Below are 17,386 nucleotides of genomic sequence, written 5' to 3'. Positions count from 1 at the left end.
AAGCCTGGCTGTCACCGGTACTCACTCAACCTCGGCCAGAGTCCCAGCGCCACCGCGACTGCCGCGGCGACGCTGAGTACCGCGGCTCCGACGGTCGCGCCGGACAACACCCGGTGAGCGTTGATGATGTCGTTGCGCAACTGGTTCCGGCTCTCTTCGATGCCCTTGCTCAGCGCCTCGTCGAGCTTGTTGAACGCCGGCGTGGAGTCGTCCTCGCCGGTGCCCAACGCCACCTGGGTCGCGGCCTGGTAGTTACCGACGCCGATGTAGGCGTTGATCCGGTCGTCTGCGGCGCGCCACTTCTTCAACAGTTGTTCGGCCTCGGCGAGATCGGTCTTGTCGATCGCGTCGTCGCGAGCCAGATAGTCCGAAAGCTGTTGCTGCATCATGTCGATGCGTTGGTAGTAGGACTGCTTGCGCACCTCCTCGTCGCCGCGCCGGATCAACGAGAGCGTCTCATCGGCGCGCGCCTGCTGGGCGGTGATCGCGAGGTTCGTGATGGTCTTCAGGGACTCCGCGGCGGTGTCCTTGGCGCTGCGGCTGTCGGCGGTCGAGATGATCAGCGCCGTCCCCACCCAGATCAACATGATCAGCACCGCCAGGCCGCCCGCGACGAAGCCGATGTTGATCCGCCTGCGGGTGCGGCGGGCCAGCCAGCGGTTGGCGAACACGCCGAACAACAGGGTCGCCAGAACGACGAGGATGACCGGGCCCGGGATCCGGGTGGACGCGCTGGTCTCGGCATCCACCCGTGCCGAGGTCTCTTCGTAGAGCCGCTGCGCGCTGGGCAGGATCTGGGTCTGCATCAACGCCGACGCCTCGGACAGGTAGGAGGAGCCGACCGGGTTGCCCGATCGGTTGTTGGTGCGCGCGGTCTCGACCAGACCGGTGTACATCGACAGCTCGGCGTTGACCCGGCCGAGCAACTGCACCAGATCCTCGTCGGTGAGCCCGCTCGATGCCCGGGTCACCGCGACCGACGCGTCGGTGATCGCCTGTTCGTATCGGTGCCGGACGTCGCGGGGCTCCGCGCCGGCGATGAACGCCGTGGCCGCGGCGGCATCGGCCACCGAGAGCGTCGTATACAGCTGTCCGGCGGCGAACGCCAGCGGTTCGGTGTGGTTGAGCACCGTGGTGAGTGCCTGCTGACGGTCGTTGATCGTCGTCGAGGTGGCGAATGCGCTGGCGATCACGAGCGCGGAGAGCACCACCCCGATGGTCAGGATCCGGCCGGGTGTGGTCCACAGGAACCACCACCGTTGGTGCGCCGGTGTTCCCGGTGACCGCGAGGCGAGCGGCTCCGTCGACGGGTGCGCCAACTCCACAGTCACGTTCGCGCGGACCTCATCAGCATCGCTTTCCGGCTCGTCGTTCCGACCGCTCTCAACTGTATAAAAGAAGTCTAAGAGTTTCCGGCAACGCGGGCGCCCCTATTGTTGAGGCGTGCGTGGCGACGGTGACGGCTGGGTGGTTTCGGCGGGCCAGGCCTACTGGGGTAGGTACGGCGCGGCCGGCCTACTGCTGCGGGCTCCCGGCCACAACGGCGCTGCGGTGGTGCTGCTCCAGCACCGGGCGCCGTGGAGTCATCAGGGCGGCACCTGGGGTCTGCCCGGCGGCGCGCGGGACAGTCACGAGACGGCCGAGCAGGCCGCCATCCGGGAGGCGCACGAAGAGGCGGGCCTGCCGCAGGACCGGCTGACCGTGCGCAAGGTGGTCCAGACGAAGATCGTCGCGGCCGATGGAGTCAGCTGGACGTACAGCACGGTCATCGCCGATGCGCCCGCGATGCTGCACACCGTGCCCAACCAGGAAAGCGCCGAGTTGCGCTGGGTCGCCGTCGACGAGGTCGCCGAGTTGCCGCTGCATCCCGGCTTCGCCGCGAGTTGGGAGCGGCTGCGCGACGAGTTCGCCTCGATCCCGCTTCTTGTCAACCCGCAGCTCTGAGCGCCGCCTTCAACTGTGCGGCGGCCGCTCGAGGATCCTCGGCGGCTGTGATCGCCCGCACCACGACGATGCGCCGCGCGCCGGCCGCCAGCACTTCGGGCAACCGCGCTGCGTCGATGCCGCCGATCGCGAACCACGGCTTGGCCGTATGCCGCCGGGCCGCGTGCCGGACCAGGTCGAGGCCGGGGGCGGGCCGGCCCGGTTTGGTCGGCGTGGGCCAGCAGGGGCCGACGCAGAAGTAGTCGACGGCTTCGGCGATCGCGGCGTCGACCTGATCGACGTCGTGGGTGGAACGGCCGATCACCGGCCGATCGCCGACGATGTCGTGGGCGACAGCAAGCGGAAGATCGTCCTGGCCCAGGTGCAACACGTCCGCGCCGGCGGCCACGGCGATGTCCGCGCGGTCGTTGACGGCCAGCAGTGCGTTGTGGCGGCGCGCGGCGTCGCCGAGCACCTCGAGCGCCTCGAGTTCCTGACGCGCCTCCAGAGGGCCGAACCGCTGCTCGCCCGCTGACCCCTTGTCCCGGAGCTGGATGAGGTCGACGCCGCCGGCCAACGCCGCGTCGGCGAACTCCGCGAGATCGCCCAGTTCACGGCGGGCGTCGGTGCACAGGTACAGCGACGCGGTGGCCAGGCGCTTCCGAGGTTCGTGCACACCGCGACGCTAGCCGATCGGCGCCGCACGCCCGATCGTCGCTGACGCCGCCGGGTAGGGTGGATTGACGAACGCGGGAGTCCCGGGACCGGGGACTGAGAGTGGGCATGCGCACCTGCCCTTACCGTCGCACCTGATCCGGGTCATGCCGGCGAAGGGAGGGATGTTGACCAACGCAAGTCTCGCCGTGATCGGCGGCGGCGTCATCGGGTTGGCCGTGGCGCGTCGCGCGCTGATGGGCGGCTGGAACGTGCGCGTGCACCGCACCGACGAACGGGGCGCGTCGTGGGTCGCGGGCGGCATGCTGGCCCCGCACAGCGAGGGCTGGCCCGGCGAGGAGAAGCTGCTGCAGCTGGGGCTGGAGTCGCTGCACCTGTGGCACGGCGGCTTCCTCGACGGCCTGCCCGACGACGTCGTCACCGCACGTGAGTCCCTGGTCGTCGCCGTCGACCGCGCCGACGCCGCCGACCTCAGGACCGTCGGCGAGTGGCTGGCGGCCCAGGGGCATCCGGTGACGGTGACGTCGAGCGCCCGGGACATCGAACCGCTGCTGGCACAAGGTATCCGGCACGGCTTTCGCGCCGAAACCGAACTGGCCGTCGACAACCGCGCGGTGGTGCGGGAGCTGGCCGCGCTGTGTGAGCGGCTCGGGGTGCAGTGGGCGCCGCCCGTGTCAGATCTCGCCCAGGTAGAGGCCGACGCCGTGGTCATCGCGAACGGCGTTGACGCGCCCACCCTTTGGCCCGATCTGCCGATCCGCCCGGTCAAGGGCGAGGTGCTGCGACTGCGGTGGCGCCGCGGCTGCATGCCCGTACCGACGCGGGTCGTTCGCGCCCGGGTTCACGGCAGGCAGGTGTACCTGGTGCCCCGCGCCGACGGAGTCGTGGTCGGCGCGACCCAATACGAACACGGCCGCGACACCGCACCGGCGGTGACGGGAGTACGCGAACTGCTCGACGACGCATGTGCGGTGATGCCCGCCCTGGGCGAGTACGAATTCGCCGAATGCGCTGCGGGCCTTCGGCCGATGACCGTCGATGGACTGCCGCTCGTCGAACGCCTCGATGAGCGCACACTGGTCGCTGCGGGCCATGGGCGCAACGGATTTCTTCTCGCGCCGTGGACCGCCGAACGGATCGCGGCCGAACTCGATGTGATGGTTGGAGCAATGCGATGACGCGTACGCGAGGAGCAATGCGATGAAGGTACTTGTCAACGACGAAGCGGTTGAAGTGGATGCGCAGACGACGGTCGCCGCGCTCATGGAACGACTGGGCTTCCCGGAGAAGGGCATCGCGGTCGCGGTGGACTGGTCGGTGTTGCCGAAGTCGGAGTGGCATATCGCGCTGTCCGAGGGCGCCCGCGTCGAGGTGGTGACGGCGGTGCAGGGTGGCTGATACGAAACTGACCATCGCCGGTCGCGAGTTCGGTTCGCGGCTCATCCTCGGCACCGGCGGCGCGGCGAACCTCGCTGTGCTGGAAGAGGCGCTCGTCGCCTCCGGTACCGAATTGACCACCGTGGCGATGCGGCGCGTCGACGCCGAGGGCGGCACCGGAGTGCTCGAGCTGCTCAACCGCCTGGGCATCACGCCGTTGCCCAACACCGCGGGTTGCCGCGGCGCGGCCGAGGCGGTGCTGACCGCGCAACTCGCGCGCGAGGCGCTGCACTCCGACTGGGTGAAGCTCGAGGTCATCGCCGACGAACGCACGCTGCTACCCGACGCGGTCGAACTGGTCAGGGCGGCAGAGCAATTGGTCGACGATGGCTTCATCGTGCTGCCCTATACCAACGATGACCCGGTGCTCGCGCGCCGGCTCGAAGACATCGGATGCGCGGCGGTGATGCCGCTGGGTTCGCCGATCGGCACCGGTCTGGGCATCGCCAACCCGCACAACATCGAGATGATCGTCGAGGCCGCTTCGGTTCCCGTGGTGCTGGACGCGGGCATCGGCACCGCCAGCGACGCCGCGTTGGCGATGGAACTCGGTTGCGACGCCGTGCTCCTGGCCTCCGCCGTCACCCGTGCCGCGGATCCGCCCGCCATGGCCGCAGCGATGGCCGCCGCCGTCACCGCCGGTCATCTGGCGCGGCAGGCGGGTCGCATTCCGAAGCGGTTCTGGGCCCGGGCTTCCAGTCCGGCCCCATGAGTCGTTATGTCGCACTGGGAAGTTCGATGGCGGCCGGCCCGGGAATCGCGCCCCGTGCCGATGGCGCACCCCGGCGCGCGGGCCGATCGGCGCGCAACTACCCGCACCTGGTCGCCGAGAAGTTGGGGCTCGACCTCGTCGACGTGACGTATTCCGGCGCGACCACAGCCAATGTGCTGCACGAGGCGCAATATGATGCGCCGCCGCAGGTTTCGGCGTTGGACGGCAGCGAGGACCTGGTCACCGTGACCATCGGCGGCAACGATGTCGGCTACGTACAGATGTTGTTCGCCGCCGGCCTGCCGCCCGCCCTACGAAAGGTGCCGCTGCTGGGCGGGCTGCTGCGCGCACAACTGGACCCGCGGGCCCGCGAGGCGGCGCTGACCGAGGTCGCCGCGTCGCTCGAGGAGGTCGGCCGGACTTTGCGTACCCGCTCACCGCGCGCGACGGTGTTGTTCGTCGACTACCTCACCTTGCTGCCGCCTGCCGGTACGGCGGCGCCGCCGCTGTCCGAGACCGACGTCGCGGCCGGCCGTCACGTCGCCGCAACGCTGGAGCGGCTGACCGCCGAAGCGGCGGCCACCACCGGCTGCGGACTGGTACGGGTCGCCGAGCCCAGCCGCGCACATCACGCCTGGTCGGCCGATCCCTGGGCCACGAATTTCGGGCTGCTCACACTTTTCCAGCCTGGCACCCCTGCCCCCTTGCATCCCAACGCGGCGGGCATGCGCGCCGTGGCGGAGTTTGTTGTCGCTCAGCTGACGGGCCCGGCGACGCTAACGTAGTGGGCAATGAGCCACACAAGGGTTTCGAAAGCAATCGCGCTGATGTCGGCCGCCGTCGTGGTGCTCGGCGGATGCGGCCGCGACAAAGAGCAACCGACGGTGCAGCCGCCCACCACGCAGGCCGGCGTCGCACCCGCGGCCGTGGAGTTCGCCAGGACGCTCGCGCAGCGAACCTCCGCCGACGCCATGTACGCGCACCTGGTCCGGTTGCAGGAGATCGCCGACGCCAACGACGGTAACCGGGCGCTGGGCACAGCGGGTTACGACGCCAGCGTCGAGTACGTCGCTGACATACTGCGCGACAACGGTTTCGACGTGCAGACACCCGAGTTCGAGGTGCGGCTACCGTTCGCCGACGAACCTGCGCTGACCGTCGGCGGTACCGAGATCACCGCGAAGCCGTTGAACTTCACGATCGGCACGCCGCCCGACGGCGTGTCGGGGCCACTGGTGCCCGCCCGCGTCGAGGACACGCCGGGATGCACGGCCTCCGACTACGAGGGCCTACCCGTCAAGGGCGCCGTCGTGCTCGTCGACCGCGGCGTGTGCCCGTTCTCGGACAAGGAGCAGGCGGCGGCCGAACGCGGAGCGGTGGCCTTGATCGTCGCCAACAACGAGGAGAACGACGAGATGGGAGGCACCCTCGGGGAAGACACCGAGGTGGAGATCCCCGTCGTGAGCATCTCCAAGGCCGAGGGCGAACGGCTGCGGGCCGCTCCGGGCGACACCACGCTCAAACTCAATGCGGGCGTGCGTACAGAACACACCCGCAATGTCATCGCCCAGACCAAGACCGGCGACACGCACAACGTCGTGATGGCCGGAGCCCATCTCGACAGTGTCCCGGAGGGACCCGGCATCAACGACAACGGCTCCGGAGTGGCAGCTGTCCTCGAGGCCGCGGTGCAGTTGGGCGGTTCCCCCGACGTGCGCAACGCGGTACGGTTCGGCTTCTGGGGTGCTGAGGAGGTCGGGCTGTTCGGGTCGAACAACTATCTGCAGTCGCTGGATGTCGAGGCGCTCAAAGACATTTCGATGTACCTGAACTATGACATGGTCGCATCGCCGAATCCGGGCTACTTCACCTACGACGGAAACCTATCCCTGCCGCCCGACGCGGACGGCGCCCCGAGCCGGATACCCGAAGGCTCGGCGGGCATCGAACGCACCCTGGTGGCATACCTCGACGCGGCCGGAAAACCGGCAGAGGACACGACTTTCGACGGCCGCTCCGACTATGACGGATTCGCCCTGGCCGGCATCCCGTCAGGCGGCACCTTCTCGGGCGCCGAGAAGGACATGACACCCGAGCAGGCCGAGAGTTGGGGCGGCGAGGCCGGCCAGCCGTTCGACCCCAACTACCACAAGGCTTCCGACACCCTGGACCACATCGATCGCACCGCGCTGGGCATCCACGGCGCGGGGGTGTCGTACGCGATCGGTATCTACGCGCAAGATCAAGGTGGCCCCAACGGCTTGCCCACCCGCGATCTGCGGACCCGCCACGCGCTCGCCTCATGAGACGGTGGGCGGCCAGTATCGGAGTCGTTGTCGGGGTCGTCGCGGCACTGACGTCGTGCTCATCGCAGGAGCCGCCGCCGACGCCGCAGGACCTGGCGGCCAAGGTCGGCGTCGACGGAATGTTCACCCACCTGCGCAAGCTGCAGGAGATCGCCGACGGCAACGACGGTAACCGCGCCGAGGGCACCGCCGGCTACGACGCCACCGTCGACTATGTCGCGAATTTCCTGCGCGACAGGGGATTCGACGTCACGACTCCGGAGTTCGAGCTGCTCGACCGTATCCAGGGCGGCAACCCCGCGATGCGGGTGGGCGGGCGCGAGTTCCCCGTCGACCAGGCGTCTCTACTGATCACCACTCCGCCCGGCGGTCTGAACGCCGTCACGCTGCGGCCGCGCAAAGCCGCCGGCTGCCGTGCGTCCGACTACGACGGCACATCGGTGCGGGGCGCGATCGCCGTCGTCGACGACACCGGCTGCTCGGTCGTCGACAAACAGAACGCGGCGGTCTCCGAGGGCGCCGTCGGCCTTCTCGTGGTCAGCACCCCGGGACCGGGCGGCAGCCCCGCCGGTCTGTTCACGCCGGGCTACTACCAGGACCTCACCGTTCCGGTCGGGGTGATCGACCGGAACGCCGACACCGCCCTGCGGCGGACCACGGCGCCGGTGCGGCTGATCCTCGACGGCGAGCCGGTCATGAAGAGAACCCGAAATGTAGTGGCGCAGACCAGGTCCGGAGACCCTCACAACGTCGTCCTGGCCGGCGCACATCTCGACAGCTCCGCTGCCAGCCCGGGCGTGAACGACGACGCGACGGGAATCGCTGCGCTGCTGGAGACCGCGGCGGCGTTGGGTTCGCAGCCGCCGGCGGCCAACGCGGTGCGCTTCGCGTTCTGGGCGTCGGAGGAGAACGGGTCGGCCGGGCCGACGAAATACCTGCAGGGACTCTCGCCGGACGAACTGCGCGACATCGCGCTGTATTTGAACTTCGACATGCTCGGCTCGCCCAATGCCGGCTACTTCACCTACGACGGTGACCAGTCGGCCCAGCCCAACCCGGAGATCCCCACCCGCTCGGTGCCTGCCGGTTCGGCCGGTCTCGAACGCACGCTGGCCGCCTACCTCAACACCGCGGGCGTGCGGCCCGCCGACATGCCGCTGAGCCAGTTCACCGACTACTACCCGTTTCTCGCCGCGGGGGTGCCGATCGGCGGTCTGACGGCCGGCGCCTCGCAACGCAAAAGTGAAGTGCAGGCGCGTCTTTGGGGTGGCCGAGCGGGAGTCCCGTTCGACCCGAACTATCGGACCAAACGGGACACCGTCGACAGCATCAACCGGGACGCGCTCTCGGTGCTCGGGCCGGCGGTCGCCTACGCCGTCGGCACCTACGCGCGGTCGCTCGACGGGGTCAACGGCGTTCCGCCACGGGATCAGCGGCGCAGCCGGTAGGCGACGGCGCCCACGAGCACGACGACCCCGCCGACAAGCACAGACGAGAGCGGCAACAGGACGGCCAGCAGCAGGCAGCCCGCCAGCCCGATCGTCGGAATCGTTCGGCGGCCCAGGGTCCAGGCCGATGCGTTGGCGATCGCGTAGTAGAGGAGCACCGCGAACGACGAGAACCCGATCGCGTCGCGTACGTCGACGGCCACGGCCAGCGCGGCGACGGCCACCCCGACCACCACCTCGGCGCGGTGCGGGCTGCCGAACCGCGGGTGCACGGCCGACAATGCGTGCGGCAGGCGGCGGTCACGCGCCATCGCCAGCGTGGTGCGTGACACCCCGAGGATCAGCGTCAGCAGCGCGCCGAGCGCTGCCACAGCGGCGCCGGCGCGCACCACGGCGTCGAGGCCGGGGAAGCCGGCCTGGGTCACCGCATCGGCCAGTGGCGCCGTCGCGGAAGCAAGTGCGTCGCTGCCCAATTCGCCCAGCACCGCGATTGCGACGAGGGTGTAGACGGCGAGCGTGATGGCCAGCGCCAGCGGTATCGCGCGAGGGATGGTCCGGGCGGGATCGCGGACCTCCTCACCGAGGGTCGCGATCCGCGCGTAGCCCGCGAACGCGAAGAACAGCAAGCCGGCGGACTGCAACACGCCTGTGAGCGAGGCATCGGCGTGGAGTGACAATTGGGCGGTATCAACTTCGCCGAAGCCGAGGACCGTCACCACCACGGCGCTGAGCACCGCGAGCACCAGGGCGACGACGACGCGGGTCAGCACTGCCGACTTCTGAATCCCGGCGTAGTTCACGGCGGTCAACGCGACGACCGCGCCGACCGCGACCCCGCGCGCCGAGGCGGGCCACACGTAGTAGCCGACCGTGAGTGCCATCGCCGCGCACGACGCGGTCTTGCCGACGATGAAGCTCCAGCCCGCGGTGAAGCCCCAGAATTCGCCGAGGCGTTCGCGTCCGTAGACGTAGGTGCCGCCCGACTGCGGATAGCGCGCCGCCAGCCGCGCCGACGATGTCGCGTTGCAGTAGGCCACCACGGCGGCGATCGCGAGACCGATGAGCAGCGCCGACCCCGCCGCGCCGGCGGCGGGTCCGAGGGCGACGAAGATGCCTGCACCGATCATCGAGCCCAGCCCGATGGTCACCGCGTCGAAGGTGCCGAGGCGCCGGTGCAGCGCTGGGCCGTCCGGCGTGCTCACCGCCGGAATGCTAGTTCAGGCCTTAATGAGGTGCGGCGTTGTGGTGCGGCTGCAACGACTCGCGCGCGGAGGTCGTCGCGGCCGCGACCAGGGTGGTGAGAAGTACCGCGCCGGCGAGCACCACCATCGAGATCGTCCACATCCGGCGGCCGAGCAGCGCGTTCTCGCACTGCTCGACGTAGTTGTCCTCACCGACGGTCGCGGCCGCCTGGGTGAGATTGGTGACGTAACCCGTCCCGCACTTGATCTGCCAGCCGTACTGGTCGTAGCTGTCCAGAAACACCGGGAAGTTCATCGCCAGCAAGCCGATGATCAGCACGACGCCGGCGACGATGCCGGTATAGGCGAGTCGATGATGTCGCTGAGACAACCTGTTCCCCCGTTCATGTCATACAGACGTCTGCGAACAGCAGCACCGGCCAGGATACGATCGCCCCGAGATACGAGACGACCAGGTCGGCTCCCGCCATCTGCCGCAGATGTTCGGTGTGCATGGTGGACCAGAAAACGCCGACGAGCAGATACGGCGTGCCGATGACCAGCGCCACCGTGATCAGCTCGCCGATGGAGACCTGAAAGCCCAGAATCTTGCGCAGCGCCCCGAACACGCCCTTATGTTAATGGCCATTCTGCTTGATCGGGCAAGTTCGCTCATTATTGGCAACCGAAGTGGGCCGATATGTAGGCGCTTGGTCCGTTATCGTGTTGCCATGTCGCGCACTCGGCCGGCGAGCGGTGACGCGGTCCGGCGCCGGCCGAAGGACCGCAAGGCGCAGATCGCCCGCGCATCCGCCGAGGCGTTCAGCGCGCTGGGCTTCTACGGCGTGAGCATGGAAGCGATCGCATCCCGGGTAGGGATCTCGGCGGCCGCGCTGTATCGGCACTACGCGAGCAAGTACGACCTGTTCCGCGATGCCGTGCTGAGCCTGGGACAACAGCTGGTAGACGCCACGGCGTTCGCCGACGGGTCCGCGACCGAGGATCCGCAAGTGCAACTGCGCCGGTTGGTCGCCGCGCTCACCGACACCGCGATGGCGAATCGGGAATCGGGTGGCCTCTATCGCTGGGAAGGCCGTTATCTACGCGGCGACGACCAGGCGTCGCTCATCGCACAGATGCGCACCGTCCACCACCGCATCCAACACCCGCTCGGTGTCCTGCGGCCGGAGCTGACGTCACGGCAACGCTGGACGCTGTCCATCGCCGTGTTGTCGGTCATCGGCAGCATCGTCGACCATCGAGCGAAGCTGCCCGCCGTCCAGGTGCGGGCGCTGTTGGCCGACCTAGCGCAAGCGGTCGTGGCGATGGAACTGCCCGACATCGACCCTGTCACCGAGCAGCCGCCCGCGCCGCTTCCCACGGGTACCGAGCCGTCGAAATACGAAGCGCTGCTCAACGAGTCGATGCGGTTGTTCAACATCAAGGGGTACCGCGACACGAGCATGGAGGACATCGCCGCGGCGGTCGGCATGCCCGCGTCGGGCATCTACCGCTACTTCGCCGGCAAGAGCGACATTCTGGCGGCGGCGTTCCGCCGCGCGGCCGATCGGCTCTCGGAGGAGATGACGGCCATCACCGGTTCGATCGCGGACCCCGAAGACGCGCTGAGCGCGGTCATCGACGCCTACGTGGCCAGGTCGTTCGCGCAGCCCGAACTCGACTACGTTTACTACACCGAGCGGCTCAACATGTCGCCGACCGACCAGAAGATCCTGCGCAACATGCAGCGCGCCACCGTCGAGTCCTGGATGGAGTTGGTGGTTGCGGTGCGGCCGGAGTGGACGCCGGGTCAGGCCCGGTTCGCCGTGCACGCGGCCATGTCCCTGGTGATCGACATGGGCCGGTTGATGCGATACGCGAACACGCCGCAGAACCGGGCGGTCCTGCAGCGGCTGCTGGACGTGACGCTGGTCGGCCGCTACCGGTTACGCGCCACGTTGCCCGCCAAGTAGGCCAGGTAACCGACAGCCCCGACGAGCGCCAGTTTGCGGGTCTTGCGGATGGCCAGCCCGAGTCCGAGTGCGGTCTCGATGGCGCCGTTGAGGTAGATGTACTCGCGGGTGTTGTCGGGAAACGCCTGTACGGTCACCGACTCGAACAGCTCTGGCTTGGCGAAGTGCGCGAGACCCGTGGCGGCGACGCCCAGACCTGCCAACGTGGCCGCGCGCGAACCGCTGCGCGACTCCTGAAGTGACACAGCTGCTCTTCCTATCTGCTCACGCGATTCGGTAGTCGCTCAGCGGGAACGTGGCGGCCTCCTGGAACGCGGTACGGGTCCGCATCGGGCGCAGCAGCGTCGCCTCGCCGCTCGGGTTGAAATAGTAGGACCGGGATGCCACGCAGTTCCCTCTCGTGAACACCGAGTCGCCGTTGAGTTCGGTCATCCGCGCCAGGTCGCGGGCATTGGCATCCTCGGTGATTTCGAATGTCGTTGCTCCGCGGCGCTTCATCTCACCAAACAGCCGTTCCATGTGCCGCATCTGATATTCCACCGAGTTGAAGAAGTTGAACCCGATGAAGGCGAACGGGCTGGCCAGGCTGAGGTAGTTCGGGAAGTACGGCATCGACATCCCTTGATAGGCCTGGAATCGGGTTTCCCGCCACCACTTTCCGAGGTCTCGGCCCTCACGCCCGATGATCTCGATCGCGGGGAAGTTTGCTTCCCACAGGTCGTATCCGGTGGCGAGGACGAGAGTGTCGATGATCGTCTTGGTGCCGTCGACGTTGACGATGCCGTCGGCTTCGATGTGGTCGATACCGTCGGCCTGCAGGTTCACGTTCGGCTTGGTGAAGGTCCGGTAGTAGCTGTTGGAGAATGTCGGCCGCTTGCAGCCGAAGTCATAGCCGGGCGTGAGCTTGGCGCGAAGCTTCTTGTCGCGGATCGAGGCGAACCGGAACATCTTGTCGACGTCTCCCGCGCCGACGAGGAGACGGCGGAAGAGAAGCCGGCGATGGTGCAGCGACGTGTAAGCGAAGAACTCGTAGATGGCGTCGGTGACGGCGCGGACAAGCCGCTGGGTCAGCGGGATCCTGGCGAACAGTCGCTTGGCACGGTCGGACAAGCCGAAGTCGATTCGGGGGTACACGTAGGTCGCGGTGCGTTGATAAACCGTCAGGACGCCGGCTGTCTTGGCCAGCTCGGGGATCAGCTGAACGGCGGTGGAGCCGGTGCCGATGATCGCGACGCGGCGCCCGGCAGGGTCGTAGTCGTCGTCCCAGGCGGCAGTGTGGATGACTTTGCCCTCGAAGTCGGCGATGCCGGGGATGTCCGGCAGGCGTGGTTGCGACAGGAAGCCGGTCGCGGTGATGAGAAAGCGGGCGACGAGCGTTTCGCCGCCCCTCAGTGCAATGCTCCAGACCCGGGCGTCCTCATCCCAACGGGCGCCCTCGACGGTGGTCTCGAAGCGCATGTGGCGGCGGACGTCGTACTTGTCGGCGACCTCGTTGGCGTACTGCCTGATCTCCGCGCCGGTCGAGTAGATCCGCGACCACTTCGGGTTGGGTTCGAAGTTGTACGAGTAACTTGTGGTGGGAACGTCCACGGCGAGACCGGGATAGTGGTTGACGTACCAGGTGCCGCCGAGATCGGACTCGCGGTCGACGATCACGAAATTCTCGTAGCCCATCCGCTTGAGCTGGATAGCCGCGCCGATGCCACCGAAACCGGCGCCGATGATGACGGCGTCGAATTGTTCCGAAGTCATGTAAAAACGGTACCTCAGGTACCACACACTTACGGGTTCGGGCTTACCCCTTTATCGAACCGGTACGCGGCGGATCCAGCGTCGCAACGCAGGTGACGGCGCGATCACCCTCGGCCCACGTCTCGGCTGTGGGATAAAGCACATACAACTGGACCGAATCGTCGGTCATCGCCGCGGGTGAGTAGGCCGCCAGTTCGGGGGCGCACTTCTCGGCGTAGGCGTCGATCGCGGCTTGGCCCGGGAAATCGCCGTCGGGCATCTGCAGCACCGCGAACACCTCACCGGCGTGGCTCTCGTCGCACCCGACGGTCTGCACGGTGCGCACCCGCGTGTCGCCCGGGATCTCGGCGAGGCAGTCGCCCTGCCTCACTTCGGTCGCGGTCACGGTGTCCTCGCTGATCATGAAATAGAACAGCAGGCCTGCGACGATCACCAGCACCCACAGCGCCGACAGCACCAGCCCCGCGATCGCCAGACCCCGGCCGCCCTGGCCCTCCTTGGCCTTCTTCAAGCCGACGATGCCGCAGACCACGCTGATCACCACGCCGCCGAGCAGCCCGAAGATCAGCGCGACGATGGCCCACCAGTTCGTCGGCCGCTGCTGGGGCGGTGGGTAGTAGCCCGGTCCCTGGTCCGAATACGGAGGCGGTGGCGGCGGCGGGTACGGAGCCGCCGGTGGCGGCGGGTACGGGGATTCGGGCGGCGGGTACGGGTTGGGCTGCTCGCCGTAGGGCGACGGCGGCGGTCCGTACGGCGGGGGCGGGCCCGGCGGCGTGGTCACGCGAGCAACCGTATCGCGGCGTCGACCGCGAGCGCGGGCACATCGAGGGTCTTGGAGCCCAGGTCGTGCCGGGCGCCGGTGATCTCCACGACCTCGGTGCGTGCGTCGATCAACGCGGCGGCCGGCCGCAGCTCGTCGATCGAACCGAACGGGTCGGCGGTGCCGTGGGTGAACACCGTCGGTGTCGCGATGCGCGGGAGGTGTTCGGTGCGGGCACGTTCCGGCTTGCCGGGCGGATGCAGCGGATAGGAGAACAGCGTCAGCACGTCGATGTCGGCGAGCGCTTCGGCGATCGCCATCGACGTCATCCTGCCGCCGTACGAGTGCCCGCCGGCGATGACCGGACCGTCGGCCAGTTCACGAGCGACACCGATGGCCTCGACCACCCCGGCCTGGTCGGCCTTGGCGGATCCGGACGGCGGCCCCTTCGGTCGGCGCCGTCGGTACGGCAGGTTGTACCGCACTGCAAGCCACCCGCGGCGGGCCCACTCATCGCAGATCTTCTTGAGTAGCGGCGCCTCTCGGCTGCCGCCTGCACCATGGGTGAGGACGACGACGCCCGCGGGAGCACCATCGGGTGTGTGGGCGATGCCCGCGATCTGCTCGAGGTTCACTCGGTCAGCCTGAAGAGTGCGGACACCGGGCCGTGGCCGTGGCCCAACGGGTAAGCGGCGCGCAGACATTCGGTGACCCAGCGCTTGCCGAACGCTACGGCATCGGGCATCGGATATCCGTGGGCCAGTGCGCTGGCGACGGCGGCGGCCAACGTGTCGCCGGCGCCGTGGTCATGTCCGGTGTCGATACGTGTGGCCTCGAACTCGTGGAAGTCGGCGCCGTCGAACAGCAGGTCCGGGCTCCGCGTCGACGTGCGCAGGTGCCCGCCCTTGACCAGCGCCCACTGCGGTCCGAGGGCGTGCAGCGCGCGGGCGGCCTCACGCTGCGTGGCGTCGTCGACGACATCGATCCCGACCAGCAGGCGCACCTCGTCGAGGTTCGGGGTGACCAGCGTCGCGAGCGGAAACAGTTGTGTCCTCAGGGAATCCAGGGCACTGGGATGCAACAGCGGATCGCCGTGCATCGAGGCGCACACCGGGTCCACCACCAGGGGTACCGCGCCCGCGAGGCCCTGCCGGCGCCACACGTCGGCGATGGTGTCGATGATGTCCGAAGACGCCAGCATCCCCGTCTTGGCGGCTTGCACACCGATGTCGGACGCCACCGCCTCGATCTGTCCGGCGATGACGTCGAGCGGGACCTCGTGAAAACCCTTGACGCCCATCGAGTTCTGCACCGTCACCGCGGTGACCGCGACGAGACTGTGCACGCCCAACAGGGCGAACGTGCGCATGTCGGCCTGGATGCCCGCGCCGCCGCCCGAATCGGATCCGGCGATCGTCATCACTCGCACCGGTGTGGTACCCGGTTCGGGCAGCGGCAGGTAGGTCATGCCAGCGGGAGGTACACGCGGTTGCCGTGTTCGGCGAACTCGCGCGACTTCTCGGCCATGCCCTTCGAAAGTGCGGCCTCGATGTCTTCTTCGGTCTCGAGTCCGTGCTTGGCGGCGTAATCGCGGACGTCCTGCGTGATCCGCATGGAGCAGAACTTCGGCCCGCACATCGAGCAGAAGTGGGCGGTCTTCGCCGGCTCGGCCGGCAGCGTCTCGTCGTGGAACGCGCGCGCGGTGTCGGGATCCAGCGACAGTGCGAACTGGTCGTTCCACCGGAACTCGAAGCGTGCGCGCGACAGGGCGTCGTCACGTTCCTGCGCGCGTGGGTGGCCCTTGGCGAGATCGGCGGCATGCGCGGCGATCTTGTAGGCGATCACGCCGTCCTTGACGTCCTTGCGGTCGGGCAGACCGAGGTGTTCCTTCGGCGTGACGTAACACAGCATCGCGGTGCCCGCCTGGGCGATGATCGCCGCGCCGATGGCGCTGGTGATGTGGTCGTAGGCGGGAGCGATGTCGGTGGCCAACGGCCCCAGCGTGTAGAACGGCGCCTCCTCGCACCACTCCTCTTCCAGGCGCACGTTCTCGACGATCTTGTGCATCGGCACGTGACCGGGTCCCTCGATCATCACCTGCACGCCATGCGATTTCGCGACCTTGGTGAGTTCGCCGAGGGTACGCAGCTCGGCGAACTGGGCCGCGTCGTTGGCGTCGGCGATCGAGCCGGGCCGCAGGCCGTCGCCGAGCGAGAACGTCACGTCGTAACGCTGCAGTATCTCGCACAGCTCATCGAAATGGGTGTAGAGGAACGATTCCCGGTGATGCGCCAGGCACCAGGCAGCCATGATGGAACCGCCGCGACTGACGATGCCGGTGACGCGCTTGGCCGTCAGGGGCACATAGCGCAGCAGCACACCGGCGTGCACGGTCATGTAGTCGACACCCTGTTCGCACTGCTCGATCACGGTGTCGCGGTACAGTTCCCAGGTCAATTCGGCGGGATCGCCGTTGACTTTTTCCAGCGCCTGGTAGATCGGCACGGTTCCGACCGGCACCGGAGAGTTGCGCAGGATCCACTCGCGCGTGGTGTGGATGTCGCGGCCGGTGGACAGGTCCATGATCGTGTCGGCACCCCATCGCGTCGCCCACACCATCTTGTCGACCTCTTCGGCGATTGAACTTGTCACTGCCGAATTACCGATATTGGCATTGACTTTCACCCCGAAGGCCTTGCCGATGATCATCGGCTCGCTCTCGGGATGGTGATGGTTGGCGGGGATCACGGCACGACCGCGAGCCACCTCGTCACGCACCAACTCGGCGGCCACGCCCTCGCGTTCGGCGATGAACGCCATTTCGGCGGTGATCTCGCCGGCACGGGCCCGCTGCAATTGCGTGCCGCGGTCGCGCGTCACGCCGGGTCTCGGCGGTAGGCCCGCATGCAGGTCGAGGCTCGCCGCGGGGTCGGTGTACGGGCCGGAGGTGTCGTACAGGTCCAGGTGCTCACCGTTGGACAGGTTCACCCGGCGGAACGGCACCTTCGCGCCCGGCACACCGTCGACGTCGCGATAGATCTTGGTGCTGCCCTCGATGGGGCCGGTGGTCACGGACGGATTGACGGTGACATGCGTCATCTTGAATTTCTCCCTACGCCGGCATTACCCGGTCAGGTTCGTACGGTCGACGGGCCCACCCGTCCTCTCAGCGCACTGGTGTGCGCTCCCGTGTGTGGACGCCAGCCACGTTAGCGCAGC

19 protein-coding genes and 1 riboswitch are annotated in these 17,386 nt (G+C 68.2%); of the genes, 8 read left to right on the top strand and 11 right to left on the bottom strand.

Annotated features, from left to right (window positions below):
• Positions 1 to 11: 11 nt before the first annotated feature.
• Positions 12 to 1,331, bottom strand: a complete 1,320-nt coding sequence (glnX, locus tag AU185_RS10055; RefSeq protein WP_059099286.1) for a protein kinase G-activating protein GlnX — start codon at positions 1,329 to 1,331, stop codon at positions 12 to 14.
• 112 nt (positions 1,332 to 1,443) lie between these two features.
• On the opposite strand from glnX, the gene AU185_RS10050 reads away from it, so the two are divergent.
• Positions 1,444 to 1,944, top strand: coding sequence for an NUDIX hydrolase (locus AU185_RS10050; RefSeq protein WP_059099285.1), 501 nt, complete (start codon positions 1,444 to 1,446; stop codon positions 1,942 to 1,944).
• On the opposite strand, the gene thiE is transcribed toward AU185_RS10050, so the two are convergent.
• Complete coding sequence (gene thiE, locus AU185_RS10045) at positions 1,928 to 2,599, bottom strand: thiamine phosphate synthase (protein ID WP_059099284.1); 672 nt, start codon at positions 2,597 to 2,599, stop codon at positions 1,928 to 1,930. The two genes, AU185_RS10050 and thiE, sit on opposite strands and share 17 nt — an antisense overlap.
• Positions 2,600 to 2,762: 163 nt before the next feature.
• Here thiE and thiO point away from each other — a divergent pair, with 163 nt between their 5' ends.
• From thiO to AU185_RS10015, 6 genes are read left to right on the top strand one after another with little or no spacing between them, the layout of a single operon-like run.
• On the top strand, positions 2,763 to 3,776 hold the full coding sequence (gene thiO, locus AU185_RS10040) for a glycine oxidase ThiO (protein WP_059099283.1): 1,014 nt from the start codon (positions 2,763 to 2,765) through the stop codon (positions 3,774 to 3,776).
• 22 nt (positions 3,777 to 3,798) lie between these two features.
• Positions 3,799 to 3,996 (top strand): sulfur carrier protein ThiS, encoded by a 198-nt coding sequence (gene thiS, locus AU185_RS10035; RefSeq protein WP_059099282.1) that lies wholly within the window; start codon positions 3,799 to 3,801, stop codon positions 3,994 to 3,996.
• Positions 3,989 to 4,747, top strand: coding sequence for a thiazole synthase (locus AU185_RS10030; RefSeq protein ID WP_059099281.1), 759 nt, complete (start codon positions 3,989 to 3,991; stop codon positions 4,745 to 4,747). Before thiS ends, AU185_RS10030 begins: the two co-directional genes overlap by 8 nt.
• Positions 4,744 to 5,532 (top strand): SGNH/GDSL hydrolase family protein, encoded by a 789-nt coding sequence (locus AU185_RS10025; RefSeq protein WP_059099280.1) that lies wholly within the window; start codon positions 4,744 to 4,746, stop codon positions 5,530 to 5,532. Before AU185_RS10030 ends, AU185_RS10025 begins: the two co-directional genes overlap by 4 nt.
• 6 nt (positions 5,533 to 5,538) lie before the next feature.
• A complete protein-coding gene (locus AU185_RS10020; RefSeq protein ID WP_059099279.1) occupies positions 5,539 to 7,053 on the top strand; it encodes a M28 family metallopeptidase in 1,515 nt (504 codons plus the stop codon).
• The gene (locus AU185_RS10015; RefSeq protein WP_059099278.1) at positions 7,050 to 8,501 is read left to right on the top strand and encodes a M28 family peptidase; all 1,452 of its coding nucleotides are present in this window, start codon (positions 7,050 to 7,052) and stop codon (positions 8,499 to 8,501) included. The genes AU185_RS10020 and AU185_RS10015 overlap by 4 nt, the downstream gene beginning before the upstream one ends.
• Here AU185_RS10015 and AU185_RS10010 read toward each other — a convergent pair.
• The 3 genes from AU185_RS10010 to AU185_RS10000 are packed head-to-tail and all read right to left on the bottom strand — an operon-like array spanning position 8,483 to position 10,311.
• Entirely contained in the window at positions 8,483 to 9,703 is a 1,221-nt protein-coding gene (locus tag AU185_RS10010; RefSeq protein WP_059156968.1) for an APC family permease, read from the bottom strand. The genes AU185_RS10015 and AU185_RS10010 overlap by 19 nt on opposite strands.
• Before the next feature lie 22 nt (positions 9,704 to 9,725).
• Positions 9,726 to 10,073 (bottom strand): hypothetical protein, encoded by a 348-nt coding sequence (locus tag AU185_RS10005; protein ID WP_059099276.1) that lies wholly within the window; start codon positions 10,071 to 10,073, stop codon positions 9,726 to 9,728.
• Between the two features lie 13 nt (positions 10,074 to 10,086).
• Positions 10,087 to 10,311: a hypothetical protein gene (locus AU185_RS10000; protein ID WP_059099275.1), complete on the bottom strand. Its 225-nt coding sequence runs from the start codon at positions 10,309 to 10,311 to the stop codon at positions 10,087 to 10,089.
• 102 nt (positions 10,312 to 10,413) lie between these two features.
• Here AU185_RS10000 and AU185_RS09995 point away from each other — a divergent pair, with 102 nt between their 5' ends.
• Positions 10,414 to 11,655 carry a TetR/AcrR family transcriptional regulator gene (locus AU185_RS09995; protein ID WP_059099274.1) on the top strand — a complete coding sequence of 414 codons (1,242 nt, stop codon included), beginning with the start codon at positions 10,414 to 10,416 and terminating at the stop codon, positions 11,653 to 11,655.
• Here AU185_RS09995 and AU185_RS09990 read toward each other — a convergent pair.
• The 6 genes from AU185_RS09990 to thiC all read right to left on the bottom strand — a co-directional run bounded on the left by AU185_RS09990 (position 11,622) and on the right by thiC (position 17,266).
• Positions 11,622 to 11,900 carry a DoxX-related protein gene (locus tag AU185_RS09990; RefSeq protein WP_059099273.1) on the bottom strand — a complete coding sequence of 93 codons (279 nt, stop codon included), beginning with the start codon at positions 11,898 to 11,900 and terminating at the stop codon, positions 11,622 to 11,624. The genes AU185_RS09995 and AU185_RS09990 overlap by 34 nt on opposite strands.
• A 19-nt stretch (positions 11,901 to 11,919) precedes the next feature.
• Positions 11,920 to 13,407: a flavin-containing monooxygenase gene (locus tag AU185_RS09985; RefSeq protein ID WP_059099328.1), complete on the bottom strand. Its 1,488-nt coding sequence runs from the start codon at positions 13,405 to 13,407 to the stop codon at positions 11,920 to 11,922.
• A gap of 43 nt (positions 13,408 to 13,450) precedes the next feature.
• Positions 13,451 to 14,188 (bottom strand): DUF4190 domain-containing protein, encoded by a 738-nt coding sequence (locus AU185_RS25320; RefSeq protein WP_059099272.1) that lies wholly within the window; start codon positions 14,186 to 14,188, stop codon positions 13,451 to 13,453.
• Positions 14,185 to 14,802: an alpha/beta hydrolase family protein gene (locus AU185_RS09975; protein ID WP_059099271.1), complete on the bottom strand. Its 618-nt coding sequence runs from the start codon at positions 14,800 to 14,802 to the stop codon at positions 14,185 to 14,187. The genes AU185_RS25320 and AU185_RS09975 overlap by 4 nt, the downstream gene beginning before the upstream one ends.
• Positions 14,799 to 15,635, bottom strand: a complete 837-nt coding sequence (thiD, locus tag AU185_RS09970; protein WP_059099270.1) for a bifunctional hydroxymethylpyrimidine kinase/phosphomethylpyrimidine kinase — start codon at positions 15,633 to 15,635, stop codon at positions 14,799 to 14,801. Before thiD ends, AU185_RS09975 begins: the two co-directional genes overlap by 4 nt.
• On the bottom strand, positions 15,632 to 17,266 hold the full coding sequence (thiC, locus tag AU185_RS09965; protein ID WP_059099269.1) for a phosphomethylpyrimidine synthase ThiC: 1,635 nt from the start codon (positions 17,264 to 17,266) through the stop codon (positions 15,632 to 15,634). The genes thiD and thiC overlap by 4 nt, the downstream gene beginning before the upstream one ends.
• Positions 17,260 to 17,368: riboswitch (TPP riboswitch) on the bottom strand. Its footprint overlaps the gene before it by 7 nt.
• Between the last annotated feature and the right edge of the window lie 18 nt (positions 17,369 to 17,386).

Origin of the sequence: Mycobacterium sp. GA-0227b (genome assembly GCF_001499855.1) — a bacterium.
Taxonomy (GTDB): Bacteria; Actinomycetota; Actinomycetes; order Mycobacteriales; family Mycobacteriaceae; genus Mycobacterium.
This window is presented reverse-complemented; position numbering and strand designations above follow the sequence as displayed.

Bases quoted from the DNA above. Each gene is read 5' to 3' on its own strand.
- thiO (WP_059099283.1), top strand. From the start codon at position 2,763: ATGTTGACCAACGCAAGTCTCGCCGTGATCGGCGGCGGCGTCATCGGG.
- thiS (WP_059099282.1), top strand. From the start codon at position 3,799: ATGAAGGTACTTGTCAACGACGAAGCGGTTGAAGTGGATGCGCAGACG.
- AU185_RS10025 (WP_059099280.1), top strand. From the start codon at position 4,744: ATGAGTCGTTATGTCGCACTGGGAAGTTCGATGGCGGCCGGCCCGGGA.
- AU185_RS10020 (WP_059099279.1), top strand. From the start codon at position 5,539: ATGAGCCACACAAGGGTTTCGAAAGCAATCGCGCTGATGTCGGCCGCC.
- AU185_RS10015 (WP_059099278.1), top strand. From the start codon at position 7,050: ATGAGACGGTGGGCGGCCAGTATCGGAGTCGTTGTCGGGGTCGTCGCG.
- AU185_RS09995 (WP_059099274.1), top strand. From the start codon at position 10,414: ATGTCGCGCACTCGGCCGGCGAGCGGTGACGCGGTCCGGCGCCGGCCG.
- AU185_RS09985 (WP_059099328.1), bottom strand. From the start codon at position 13,407: ATGACTTCGGAACAATTCGACGCCGTCATCATCGGCGCCGGTTTCGGT.
- thiD (WP_059099270.1), bottom strand. From the start codon at position 15,635: ATGACCTACCTGCCGCTGCCCGAACCGGGTACCACACCGGTGCGAGTG.
- thiC (WP_059099269.1), bottom strand. From the start codon at position 17,266: ATGACGCATGTCACCGTCAATCCGTCCGTGACCACCGGCCCCATCGAG.